Origin of the sequence: Polynucleobacter sp. AP-Elch-400A-B2, assembly GCF_018688355.1 — a bacterium.
In the GTDB taxonomy this organism is placed as follows: Bacteria; Pseudomonadota; Gammaproteobacteria; order Burkholderiales; family Burkholderiaceae; genus Polynucleobacter.
In genome coordinates, this window is sequence record NZ_CP061317.1 from 1878285 (window position 1) to 1890960 (window position 12676).

Annotated in this window: 13 protein-coding genes; 11 read left to right on the forward strand and 2 right to left on the reverse strand. The window is 46.9% G+C overall.

Features of this window, described 5'->3' with window-relative positions; genetic code table 11:
• The first annotated feature begins 11 nt into the window (after positions 1-11).
• From FD977_RS09635 to ruvB, 10 genes are all read left to right on the forward strand, one after another.
• The gene (locus FD977_RS09635) at positions 12-1013 is read left to right on the forward strand and encodes an aminoglycoside phosphotransferase family protein (protein ID WP_215305341.1); all 1002 of its coding nucleotides are present in this window, start codon (positions 12-14) and stop codon (positions 1011-1013) included.
• 12 nt (positions 1014-1025) lie between these two features.
• Positions 1026-1742 carry an N-acetylmuramate alpha-1-phosphate uridylyltransferase MurU gene (gene murU / locus FD977_RS09640; RefSeq protein ID WP_215305342.1) on the forward strand — a complete coding sequence of 239 codons (717 nt, stop codon included), beginning with the start codon at positions 1026-1028 and terminating at the stop codon, positions 1740-1742.
• Positions 1726-3105 (forward strand): aminopeptidase P N-terminal domain-containing protein, encoded by a 1380-nt coding sequence (locus FD977_RS09645; protein WP_215305343.1) that lies wholly within the window; start codon positions 1726-1728, stop codon positions 3103-3105. The genes murU and FD977_RS09645 overlap by 17 nt, the downstream gene beginning before the upstream one ends.
• Positions 3106-3136: 31 nt before the next feature.
• A complete protein-coding gene (locus FD977_RS09650) occupies positions 3137-4294 on the forward strand; it encodes an FAD-dependent monooxygenase (protein ID WP_215305344.1) in 1158 nt (385 codons plus the stop codon).
• A 151-nt stretch (positions 4295-4445) separates the two neighbouring features.
• On the forward strand, positions 4446-5462 hold the full coding sequence (gene dusB / locus FD977_RS09655) for a tRNA dihydrouridine synthase DusB (RefSeq protein WP_215305345.1): 1017 nt from the start codon (positions 4446-4448) through the stop codon (positions 5460-5462).
• A gap of 25 nt (positions 5463-5487) precedes the next feature.
• On the forward strand, positions 5488-5727 hold the full coding sequence (locus FD977_RS09660) for a helix-turn-helix domain-containing protein (protein ID WP_215305346.1): 240 nt from the start codon (positions 5488-5490) through the stop codon (positions 5725-5727).
• A 44-nt stretch (positions 5728-5771) separates the two neighbouring features.
• Positions 5772-7352: a bifunctional phosphoribosylaminoimidazolecarboxamide formyltransferase/IMP cyclohydrolase gene (purH, locus tag FD977_RS09665; protein WP_215305347.1), complete on the forward strand. Its 1581-nt coding sequence runs from the start codon at positions 5772-5774 to the stop codon at positions 7350-7352.
• 6 nt (positions 7353-7358) lie between these two features.
• On the forward strand, positions 7359-7880 hold the full coding sequence (gene ruvC / locus FD977_RS09670) for a crossover junction endodeoxyribonuclease RuvC (protein ID WP_215305349.1): 522 nt from the start codon (positions 7359-7361) through the stop codon (positions 7878-7880).
• Between the two features lie 26 nt (positions 7881-7906).
• Entirely contained in the window at positions 7907-8491 is a 585-nt protein-coding gene (gene ruvA, locus FD977_RS09675; RefSeq protein WP_215305351.1) for a Holliday junction branch migration protein RuvA, read from the forward strand.
• Positions 8492-8522: 31 nt separating this feature from the next.
• The gene (gene ruvB / locus FD977_RS09680; protein ID WP_215305352.1) at positions 8523-9590 is read left to right on the forward strand and encodes a Holliday junction branch migration DNA helicase RuvB; all 1068 of its coding nucleotides are present in this window, start codon (positions 8523-8525) and stop codon (positions 9588-9590) included.
• Between the two features lie 15 nt (positions 9591-9605).
• On the opposite strand, the gene FD977_RS09685 is transcribed toward ruvB, so the two are convergent.
• Positions 9606-10145 carry an HPP family protein gene (locus FD977_RS09685; protein WP_215305354.1) on the reverse strand — a complete coding sequence of 180 codons (540 nt, stop codon included), beginning with the start codon at positions 10143-10145 and terminating at the stop codon, positions 9606-9608.
• A 65-nt stretch (positions 10146-10210) separates the two neighbouring features.
• Positions 10211-11446, reverse strand: coding sequence for a tyrosine--tRNA ligase (gene tyrS / locus FD977_RS09690; protein WP_215305356.1), 1236 nt, complete (start codon positions 11444-11446; stop codon positions 10211-10213).
• An 89-nt stretch (positions 11447-11535) separates the two neighbouring features.
• Here tyrS and FD977_RS09695 point away from each other — a divergent pair, with 89 nt between their 5' ends.
• The gene (locus FD977_RS09695) at positions 11536-12666 is read left to right on the forward strand and encodes an anhydro-N-acetylmuramic acid kinase (protein WP_215305358.1); all 1131 of its coding nucleotides are present in this window, start codon (positions 11536-11538) and stop codon (positions 12664-12666) included.
• Positions 12667-12676 lie beyond the last annotated feature (10 nt).

Below are 12676 nucleotides of genomic sequence, written 5' to 3' on the forward strand. Positions count from 1 at the left end.
ACGAATCGACCATGACCGACTCTCGCTTAGACACCCTACGCAACTGGCTAAAAGGCCTTGAACCTAGCTGGCAATTAGATCTCCCCACTTTGGCCCCTGCTTCGGCAGATGCCAGCTTTAGGCGGTATTTCCGGATTGCGTCCAAAAACCCAGATTTTCCAACTTTGATCGTGATGGATGCCCCACCCCAGCACGAACCCTTGGACGCTTTTATTGAGGTCGATTTATTACTCGAAAATGCCGGTTTAAATGTTCCGAAAATCTTAGAAAAAAATGTCGCTGAGGGCTTTCTTTTACTCAACGATCTGGGCACTAAAACTTACCTTGCAGAACTCAATTCGGAGAGTGCTGACGCCCTCTATAAAGATGCAACACATGCCTTAGTGCAAATGCAGTTAGCCAGCAAGCCAGATGTGTTACCAAACTATGATGAAGCATTGCTAAAACGTGAACTAGATTTATTTCCTGAGTGGTATATAGGGAAACATCTGCATATCGAATTAAGCAAACTTCAGAATTTACAGATTAAGCAAGCATTTGAACTGATTATTCAAAACAATCTTGCGCAGGCACAAGTCTATGTTCATCGTGACTACCATTCACGTAATCTGATGGTGACTGAAAAAAATAATCCTGGCGTAATTGATTTTCAAGATGCAGTCTATGGTCCCATCACTTACGACGCATCTTCACTCTGGCGCGATGCTTATATTGCATGGCCTGAAGAACGCGTGATTGATTGGGTTATTAAATTTTGGGAAGAAGGTCGTCAAGCAGGCTTGCCCATGCCAAACGATTTTGGTCAGTTCTATCGTGACTTTGAGTGGATGGGCTTACAACGGCATTTGAAGGTCCTGGGTATTTTTGCAAGACTGTTTCATCGTGATGGCAAAGATGGTTATCTCAAAGATATTCCATTGGTGCTTGAGTATGCGATTGCGACTGCCAATCGTTACATTGAATTAAAGCCCCTGGCACGCATCCTAGAATCGACGCGCCCTGCTCAAGATTAAAAATCATTCATCATGAATAAACCTAATCCCATTCCATGTTTTTTACTGGCAGCAGGTCGAGGTGAGCGCATGCGTCCCTTGACAGATAAACTACCCAAACCACTCCTCACCATTAAAAATAAATCCTTACTGGCCTGGCATTTGGAGGCGCTCAGTGATGCAGGCGTCCAAGATGTAGTGATTAATCACGCTTGGCTTGGTAAGCAGATTGAAGAAGCCTTGGGAAATGGCAGTCAATTTGGGCTCAACATTAGCTACTCCCCAGAAACTAGCGCCCTAGAAACGGCGGGCGGTATTCGCAGAGCCTTGCCTTTACTAAACCCAAGCGATTATTTCCTAGTCATCAACGGGGATGTTTTTAGCCCAAATCTGCCAATTCAACAGCTCTTAAAACGAGCTTCTGACTTACGAAGCATGCCAAGCAGACCTTTGGCACATCTTTTGATGGTGCCCAACCCAACTCAGCATCCTGAGGGTGACTTTTATATCAAGGGCTCTCAGGTAGCCAATGAAACCTCGGATGGCGCTGAAAAACTCACCTTTTCCGGTATTGGGCTCTACCACCAGGACCTTTTTAAAGACTTAGAATTAGATGTACCTACTAAGCTAGCTCCAATTTTGAGGGAGGCCATGGCTAAAAATAAGGTATCCGGTGAAAAATATACCGGACCGTGGCACGATGTAGGGACACCCCAACGATTACAAGAGCTCAATGCAGCAAATGAATAATTCCGGCATTTACCAACAACGTCGAGTTGAGCTCGCAAAACTGATCTGCGCCAAAACTGGTGGTGGCATTGCCATCATTACTACAGCGCCTGAGACAGCACGTAATCGAGATAGTGAGTTTCCCTATCGTCATGACAGTGATTTTTTCTACCTCACTGGCTTTGAAGAGCCAGCTGCAAGCCTCGTACTCAAAATTACTGGATCAAGCTCGCAACCCCAATTGGAGTCACATCTTTTCTGCAGGCCTAAGGATGCAGAGCGTGAAATTTGGGATGGCATTCGCTTGGGGCCAGATGCAGCTCCTGCAGTTTTAGGTGTGGAATATGCCCATAGCAATCATGACTTAGATCAAAAACTGGGTGAGTTATTAGCAGATCAAGATGCTGTCTATATACGTCTTTCAGAAAGCGCCGAAATAGATCGTCGCTTACGTCATTGGATGAAACAAGTACGAGCCCAGGCGCGTGCTGGCGTGAACCCTCCCTCTGAATTTCATGATGTAGAGAGTTTGATTCATGAGATGCGTCTTTTTAAAGATGTCCATGAGATTGACATCATGCGTCGTGCGGCCGCGATTTCTGTGCGCGCTCACATTCGTGCCATGCAAGCCTGCAAACCTGGTGTGCGTGAATATCATCTTGAAGCAGAACTACTTCATGAGTTCCGCCACAGCGGCGCACAAAGCGTTGCGTACAACAGTATTGTTGCGGGCGGTGCCAACTCTTGCATCCTGCATTACCGAGCTGGTGATACTGAGCTACGTAGCGGAGATCTGTGTCTCATTGATGCTGGTTGTGAGCTTGATAGCTATGCTTCAGACATCACTCGCACCTTCCCGGTGAACGGAAAATTCTCGGGTCCACAACGCGCTCTATATGACATTACACTTGCATCGCAGGAAACTGCTATCGCAATGACTAAGCCTGGTAATACATTTATGCAACCCCATGAGGCAGCGCTTAAAGTGCTCACTCAAGGCCTGCTTGATGAGAAGTTGCTCAAGCTGGCGGAATTTGGCTCTTTAGACAATGCACTAGAGACCGGAGCCTATCGTCGCTTTTATATGCACCGTACCTCACATTGGTTGGGCATGGATGTGCATGACGTTGGCTCCTATCGCGAACCACTTGATGCAGCACCAAGTTCTTCAGAAAAGCCATGGCGCGTTCTTAAGCCAGGCATGGCACTCACTATCGAGCCAGGTTTATATATTCGTCCTGCTGATGATGTAGATGAACGCTTTTGGAATATCGGCATCCGTATTGAGGATGATGCTGTAGTAAACGACTCTGGATGTGAATTGATTTCTCGTGGCGTGCCAGTGAAAGCCGATGAAATCGAAGCGCTCATGAAAAATCATTAAAGCCTTACCAATACAAAATAGATTATCAAGCATGTCAGCAGAGAACTTCGATATTGTGATTCAAGGCGGTGGGCCAGTAGGCTTAGCCTGTACAGCATGGTGCTTGCAAAAATTTCCTGAAGCCAATATCGCGCTACTGGATCGCAATCCTGCAGATGACGCTGATTTAGTTAATGCCGATAGCCGGGGAGTCGCCCTATCTCACGGTAGCAAGCTATTGTTAGACACCATCAATGCGTGGCCTACTGAATGCGCTGATATTCATCGGGTACATGTCTCGCAATCAGGTCGCTTTGGTCGTGCTCTGATGACCCGCGAAGAGCTTGGTCAAGAGGCTTTAGGCCACATTATTCGCTATCGCGATATTCACCTCACGCTGCGCAAAGCTTTAAGAGATATCCAAAAAAATAGCCCGCATTTTATTTGGAAGCACATCGATGCCAGCGCCGATGTTGAAAATATTCAAGCCAAATGTGTAGTGCATGCTGAAGGTGGTTTATTTAAAACCCAAGACTGGGTGGAATCTGGCAGAGACTACGAGCAATCTGCCTTAGTCGGATTAGTCGAGGTTGAAAATGGATCACCCTTCCAAGCGTGGGAGCGCTTCACCTCTGAAGGACCTCTGGCAGTTTTACCGAGCCACTACGGTCCCAATATTCTGAATCTGATTTGGTGTGGAACTCCAAGTTCATCACAGGCACGCCTAGCTTTAAGTGATGCTGATTTTCTAAAAAGCTTGCAAGCTGAGTTTGGCTCACGCATTGGACAATTTCTTAAAATCCAAGATCGCCGACTTTACGAACTAGGACTCAATTACCGCAAAGAAATTACTCAAGCTAATGAAGTTTGGATTGGTAATGCCGCCCAGACCTTACATCCCGTTGCGGGACAGGGTCTCAATCTTGGATTACGGGATGCTTATCTCTTGGCGGAAAAACTCAGCATCCTCTTCTCTAAGTCTGAGGATCAAAAAACACCTCTGGCCATTGAAACTACCCTGCAGGAATATGCCCAAAGCCGCAAACTCGATCGGTCTGCCACCATAGGCCTAACTGACTTTATGGCCAGAATCTTTACCTCCAATCTATTTCCTGTTGTGATTGGCCGTGGATTGGCTTTATCGGCCCTCCAGTGGCTCCCTCCCATCAAAACAGCCTTAGCCCGGCAGATGATGTTTGGTAGGCGCTAAGAGGCTGAAATGCCCTCCAAAATACCAGCATTCCCTGTTTGACCTAAGTCATGGAGTGTGCCTATTTTTTAGGCAAATGCAGGCTGATTTGTGCTAAAGTGACACCCTTTCCTCCAGCCCTAAAAGCCATCCGGAACCTAGCCCGAAACACATGAAGATTGGCCGACACCTTCTCGCAAATAAATTGTTTGTTGCCCCGATGGCTGGGGTAACAGATCGTCCATTTCGTCAGCTTTGCAAAAAGCTCGGTGCTGGTTATGCCGTATCTGAAATGATCGCCTCCAACGCTTTGCTATGGAAGAGCGAAAAAACCCAACGTCGCGCTAACCACCAAGGTGAATTTAAGCCTATCGCAGTCCAAATTGCTGGGGCTGATCCGCAGATGATGGCTGCTGCAGCGAAGCTTAACGTTGATCATGGCGCCCAAATTATTGATATCAATATGGGTTGCCCAGCAAAAAAGGTATGCAATGTTGCGGCTGGTTCGGCGCTACTAAGAGATGAGCCTTTGGTGCAGCAAATTTTAGAGGCTGTAGTTCAGGCTGTTGGAGTAGGCCCCGATGCGGTACCTGTGACACTGAAGATTCGCACAGGCTGGGATCGTGAACATAAAAATGCGATTCATATTGCGCGCCTGGCTGAGCAATCAGGCATCTCCATGCTGACAGTTCACGGCCGCACGCGAGCTGATCTGTATCACGGCGAAGCTGAGTATGAAACCATTACCGCAGTGAAGAATAGCGTTGCCATTCCTGTGGTTGCCAATGGCGACATCACTACTCCAGAAAAAGCAGAATTCGTTTTAAAAGAAACTGGTGCTGATGCCATCATGATTGGCCGCGCTGCTCAGGGACGCCCTTGGATTTTTCGTGAGATTAATCACTTTCTGGAAACAGGCGGTAAGTTACCGACACCGCAGATTAATGAGATTCAAGAGATCATGAATGTCCATCTGATAGATCACTATGAGTTTTATGGTGAATACGTTGGCTTACGCACAGCGCGTAAGCATATCGGCTGGTACTGCAAGGGCTTGCGTGACTCCCATGCCTTCCGCCAAAAAATGAACACTGCCGACGATTGCAAAACCCAATTACAAATGGTGAATGATTTTTTCAATGAAATGAAATCCCATTCAGATAGTTTGTTATTTTTAGAAGCAGCCTAAATTTAGTTTTTTATTTAATTTATCCATGACTAATAAGCACCCCATTACCGAATGCATTGAGACCCAACTCCAAGCTTATTTGAATGATCTCAAAGGAACACCTCCATCCGACATATACCAAATGGTTCTCGCAGTAGTTGAAAAGCCCATGCTGGAATTAGTAATGCAACACGCAAAGCAGAATCAATCTTTGGCGGCGCAATACCTGGGTATTAACCGCAATACGCTTCACAAAAAGTTAGTTGAGCATCAGCTCCTGAAATAAGTCAGACCCCATTTGCAAATTCTTAATTAAACCTTCTGAAAAATATGATCCGCACAGCCTTACTCTCTGTTTCCGATAAAAATGGCATTGTGCCCTTTGCTAAAGTACTTCATGAGCAAGGCATCAAGCTGATCTCTACTGGTGGCACTGCAAAACTCCTAGCCGAAAATAATCTACCCGTAGTGGAAGTATCTTCTCTTACCAAGTTTCCAGAGATGCTCGATGGTCGCGTAAAGACCTTGCATCCAATGGTGCATGGCGGCTTATTGGCCCGCCGAGACTTCCCAGAGCATATGGCTGCCTTGAAAGAACATGGTATCGATACGATCGATATGCTCGTGATTAATCTTTATCCGTTTAATGAAACAGTTGCTAAAGCAGATTGTTCATTTGAAGATGCAGTTGAAAACATTGATATTGGTGGTCCAGCGATGTTGCGCGCTGCCGCTAAGAATCACCAAGATGTGACTGTATTGATTTCCCCAGATGATTACGCGCCTGTTCTCGAAGAGATGAAAGCCAATCAGAACGTAGTTTCTTATAAGACCAATTTGGGTTTAGCTAAAAAAGTATTTGCCCATACCGCCCAATATGACGGCGCGATTGCTAATTATTTATCTGCACTAGGTGATGACCTCGATCACAAGAAACGTTCCGCCTATCCAGAAACACTGCACCTTGCCTTTGAAAAAGTGCAAGAGATGCGTTATGGTGAGAACCCACACCAATCAGCAGCTTTCTATAAAGATATCTATCCAGTCGATGGCGCGCTTGCTAATTACAAGCAATTGCAAGGCAAGGAACTTTCTTATAACAATATCGCTGATGCTGACTCTGCCTGGGAATGCGTTAAGAGTTTTACTGGCAACGCTGGTGGGGCTGCAGCCTGCGTCATCATCAAGCACGCTAACCCTTGCGGTGTAGCGGTTGCTGCCAACGCCCTTGAGTCCTATCAAAAAGCTTTCAAAACAGATCCAAGTTCAGCCTTTGGTGGAATTATTGCTTTTAATGTGTCCTGTGATGGCGCCGCAGCTGAAGCGATTTCTAAACAGTTTGTAGAGGTGCTGATTGCACCTAGCTTTAGCGCTGAAGCTAAAGCAATATTTGCCGCCAAACAAAATGTGCGACTCTTAGAGATTCCACTGGGCACTGCATTTAATGCTTTTGACTTTAAGCGTGTTGGTGGTGGCTTACTAGTTCAGTCTCCTGATGCAAAGAACGTGCTTGAGAACGAAATGTGCGTTGTGAGTAAGCGCCTCCCAACTCCAAGCGAAATGCACGACATGATGTTTGCTTGGCGCGTTGCGAAGTTTGTGAAGTCTAATGCGATTGTGTATTGTGCTAATGGCATGACTCTCGGTATTGGTGCTGGACAAATGAGCCGCGTAGACTCTGCTCGCATGGCAAGCATTAAGGCTGAAAATGCTGGCCTCAGCCTCAAAGGCTCAGCAGTAGCGAGTGATGCCTTCTTCCCATTTCGCGATGGCTTAGATGTCGTTGTGAACGGCGGAGCAAGCTGCGCTATCCAACCGGGTGGCAGTATGCGTGATGATGAAATCATTGCAGCAGCTGATGAGCACGGCATTGCCATGATCTTTACTGGCACACGCCACTTCCGCCACTAAGCACTTATGCGCTGGATAGGAATCGACCCCGGTCTACGAACAACCGGTTTTGGCGTCATTGATGTTGATGGCCAAAAACTGACCTACGTAGCCTCTGGGACAATTGAAAGTGGTGATCCAGACCAAGGCCTGCCTATTAGATTGGGGATCCTGTATTCGGGGATCAAAGAGGTTTTAGAGACCTACCGCCCAGAGCAAGCAGCTATCGAAGAAGTGTTTCTGAACGTCAATCCTCGCTCCACGCTCATGCTGGGTCAAGCGCGAGGTGCGGTAATTGCAGCCTTAGTATCTGACAAGCTCCCTGTTGCCGAGTACAGCGCACTGAGAGTGAAGCAATCGATTGTGGGAACCGGTAGAGCTACTAAGCCACAAGTTCAAGAAATGGTGAAGCGCTTACTGCGCCTGAGCCGCGCACCCGGAACAGATGCGGCAGATGCTTTAGGGGTAGCTATTTGCGCTGCACATCATGCCCAGATTCCGAAAGCAATTACTACAGCTCTTGCACCCAAAAAGAATAGCAAGAAATAACAATACAAACAGGTTAAGATCCTCACATGATTGGTCGCATTCAAGGAATCCTCGTTTCAGTTCATCCGCCCCGCCTCTTGGTTGATTGCCAAGGTGTTGGCTATGAGATCGATGTGCCCATGAGCACCCTGTATCAATTACCAGAGACTAATCAAAAAATCATACTTCTCACACATTTTCAAGTCCGAGAAGATGCGCAGCAACTCTTTGGCTTTGCCACTGAAACTGAGCGTGAAGCATTTAGACAACTGATTAAGATTAGTGGCGTTGGTTCACGCACGGCACTTGCCGTACTTTCTGGCATGAGTGTCAATGAATTGGCCCAAGCAATTGCCATGCAAGAAGCAGGACGCCTGACTCAAGTCCCCGGCATTGGTAAAAAGACTGCTGAACGTCTTTGCCTCGAACTCAAAGGTAAGCTAGCTCCAGATTTAGGAATCGTTGGCGGTAAGCCCCAGGCAGTTGAAGTAAGCAGCGAGGTATTGCAGGCCCTCTTGGCGCTGGGTTATTCAGAAAAAGAGGCTCATCTCGCCCTCAAACAAATCCCGCCGGATAGCACCGTATCAGATGGCATCCGCATGGGTCTGAAATACCTCTCGAAGACTTCATAAGCAGTTACCCAAACACCACTACACTTGAAGTATGGCAATCCACACAGAAGACCTCAGCTCAATCCCCGAAGATTTACCGGAAGGCAATGACCGCATTGTTAGTGGCGCGGTAGGCAATTCTGAGGCAGTTTTTGAAAGGGCCCTGCGCCCAAAACAACTTGATGAATATGTTGGCCAAACTAAGGCTCGTGCCCAATTAGAGATTTTCATTACAGCGACTAGAGCAAGACAAGAAGCTCTGGATCACGTTCTCTTGTTTGGCCCTCCCGGGCTTGGTAAAACCACTCTAGCCCACATTATCGCCAGAGAGCTTGGTGTGAACTTACGCCAAACCAGTGGCCCGGTTTTGGATAGACCTGGTGACCTTGCAGCATTGTTGACCAATTTAGAAGCAAATGATGTGCTCTTTATTGATGAGATTCATCGCCTCTCTCCGGTAGTTGAAGAGATCCTATATCCCGCTCTTGAGGACTATAGCTTAGACATCATGATTGGTGAGGGTCCTGCAGCGCGTAGCGTCAAGATTGATCTCAAGCCATTTACTTTGATTGGTGCCACTACTCGTGCCGGCATGCTCACCAATCCCCTACGTGATCGCTTTGGCATTGTGGCAAGACTCGAGTTCTACACGACCGAAGAGCTCACCAAAATTATTACGCGTTCCGCTAGCTTGCTTAAAGCCGATATTGACCCCGAGGGATCAATGGAGATTGCGAAGCGCGCTAGAGGTACTCCACGTATTGCCAATCGATTATTACGTCGAGTGCGTGACTATGCTGAAGTCAAGGGTACTGGCACCATCACTAAAGCGATGGCTGACGCAGCCTTGAAGATGCTCGATGTCGACCCCAGTGGTTTTGATGTGATGGATAGAAAATTATTGGAAGCCATCTTGCATAAGTTTGATGGTGGCCCCGTTGGGATTGATAACTTAGCAGCAGCGATTAGTGAAGAGCGTGACACTATTGAGGATGTATTAGAGCCTTACCTGATTCAACAAGGCTACCTACAAAGAACCTCTCGTGGGAGAGTGGCAACCCGTCAAGCCTATGAGCATTTTGGCTTAACACCACCTAGTGATAATGGTCAGATAAGCTAAGGAAAGTTACCAATCCTAGTTTGGTCTATTGGGGTAACTTTTACCTGTTAAGTTACTGTAGGCCGCTCCAACCAAAACTAGCACTACAGAATCTATCATTATTGGAAAAAATGCATACCGATAATGCATGACATTACCAAGCACCACAATTAAAGCAATTGCAGCGGCTGGGGGATGCAAGCAGCGCAAAATAAACATTCCAAAAATGGATAAGCTAGCTGCAAATGACATTGCCATCAGCGGATCGTCTACAAAATGAATTACTGAAATACCGACTAAAGCAGATAAGGTATTGCCGGTAATGACCGCCCAAGGTTGGGCCATAGGGCTCTGTGGAAGTACAAAAACTAGTAAAGCACTAGCACCGAGGGAAGCCATAAGCCACTCATTGACACCACTGAGATCTCCAAGATACTTTGAGATAGTGAGTACAAGTAAAAGGCCTACAAATATACCGAACCCTGATCGAAAGCGCTCTAACCAAGAAATATGTGGCTGATCTCCGCCAAAATAAAAAGTATATTTCTTTAAAAGATATCTAAGCGAATGTCTCATCGTGGTTCTTTTTTCTCTCAAATAGCAATGTGATGTATTGAGCGGTACAGTCAATTTCTTGACTGCTATTTAACCAGTGTCACCTTGGCAAATTTACGTTTACCTACTTGCACAACAAAGATACCGGCCTCGATTTTTAATTGTTTGTCAGCCACTGTTGCGCCATCAATCTTCACACCGTTTTGCTCGATGTTGCGTATCGCCTCTGATGTTGATGGGGCAAGGCCTGCAGCCTTGAGAAGGCTGGCGATGCCCATAGGAGCACCAGTCAGACTAACTTCTGGAATCTCGTCAGGTATACCACCTTTAGCGCGGTGATTGAAGTCTTCAAGTGCTTTTTCTGCAGCAGCTTGCGAATGGAAACGAGCAACGATTTCTTGTGCGAGTAGCACTTTGCAATCTTTAGGATTTCTACCGGCAGCAACTTCTTGCTTCATTAAATCAATTTCAGCCATAGGGCGGAATGACAATAATGTGAAGTAATCCCACATCAATTCATCGGAGATGCTTAAGAGCTTGCCAAACATCTCACCAGCAGGCTCGCTAATGCCAATGTAATTACCTTTGGACTTACTCATCTTATCCACGCCATCCAAACCAACGAGGAGTGGCATTGTCAAGATACATTGTGGCTCTTGGCCATACTCACGTTGGAGTTCGCGACCAACTAAGAGATTAAATTTCTGATCAGTACCGCCAAGCTCTAAGTCACTCTTCAAAGCAACAGAGTCGTAGCCCTGCATCAATGGATATAAGAACTCATGTACAGAAATGGGTACACCACTGCGGTAGCGCTTGGTAAAGTCATCGCGCTCCAACATTTGCGCAACGGTATATCGCGCCGCTAACTGAATCATGCCGCGTGCACCTAATGGATCACACCACTCGCTGTTATAGCGGACTTCCGTTTTAGCGGGATCTAGCACCATGCTCGCTTGACGGTAGTAAGTCTGCGCATTGACGGCAATTTCTTCTGCAGTCAGTGGTGGGCGTGTTGCATTGCGTCCAGAAGGATCGCCAATCATGCTCGTGAAATCACCAATCAAGAAAATCACGGTATGACCTAAATCTTGGAGCTGACGTAATTTGTTCAAAACAACTGTATGACCCAAATGAATATCAGGGGCAGTAGGATCCAAGCCCAACTTAATACGCAAAGGCGTGGCTGTTGCCTGGCTCTTAGCCAGCTTCTGAATCCAATCGGCCTCAACCAATAACTCATCACACCCCCTTTTAGTCACTTCAAGGGCTGCAAAAACTTCGGGGGTCAGTGGGTATTTTTGTTCTGGTTTAGCCGTCATGCTGTATTAGTGAACTGATTCGGTTAAATTAGTATTTAGATTGCTAAAGCATAATTGTCGCACTCCTGAGAACAAAGCCCTGATACCGCATGAATAAGCCCCACCCACTCTATATTGGCCTGATGTCTGGCACCAGCCTAGATGGGATAGATGCTGTGCTGGCAAGGATTGGGGTAGCTGGTGATACCAGCCTTTTGGGGTCCATGAGCACTACCTTTACCCCTGAGTTGCGTAAAGCTCTTCTGGACTTACAGAGTCCGGGGCCAAACGAGATTCATCGGGAAAATCAGGCTGCCAATGCCCTCGCGATAGCCTATGCAGATGTAGTCAAGCATTTGCTCGCCCAGAATAATCTTTCCCCTGAAGATATCAGTGCAATTGGCGCCCATGGTCAGACCATTCGCCATCAAGCCGATCTTGCCCATCATCTGGCTTATACACACCAAACCCTCAACCCCGCGCTGCTTGCAGAGCTGACCGGGATTGATGTCATCGCAGACTTTAGAAGTCGCGACCTCGCTGCGGGCGGTCATGGCGCCCCCTTAGTGCCAGCCTTTCATGCACAACAGTTTGCTACGGATAAAAATATTGCCGTCCTTAATCTCGGTGGCATTGCCAATCTCACTCTCCTGCCAAGCAAGGGTGAAGTAAAAGGATTTGATTGTGGTCCTGGCAACATGTTGATGGATGCCTGGATTGCGGATCAACAAGGGCACACCTTTGATGAAAATGGTACCTGGGCATCTCAAGGCAAAGTCAATCCAGCACTACTTTCAAGCATGATGACTGATGCATTTTTTGCAAAAGCACCGCCAAAAAGTACAGGCCGTGACGACTTTCATTTGGAGTGGCTACAAAAGCATATTGGCTCAGAAAATATCAACTCAGAAGATGTGCAAGCTACGCTGTTGCAGCTGACTGTGGACTCGTCACTCCAAGCGGTGCTACGTTATGCACCGCAAACCCAGATTCTGATTGTCTGTGGTGGCGGCACCCGCAATACTGCATTACTAGATTTGTTCAAAGTCAAAACTAAAGAGGTATTTAAAAGCCCACTTGAGATTGTGACCAGCGATGCACTTGGGATTGATCCACAACTAGTAGAAGGTCTTGCATTCGCATGGTTGGCGTGGGCTCATAAAGAAAAACGGCCAGCAAATCTGCCAGCCGTTACAGGAGCGAAAGGTCCTAGGATTCTAGGCGCTTGCTATCCAGCTTAGGTTATTTAAC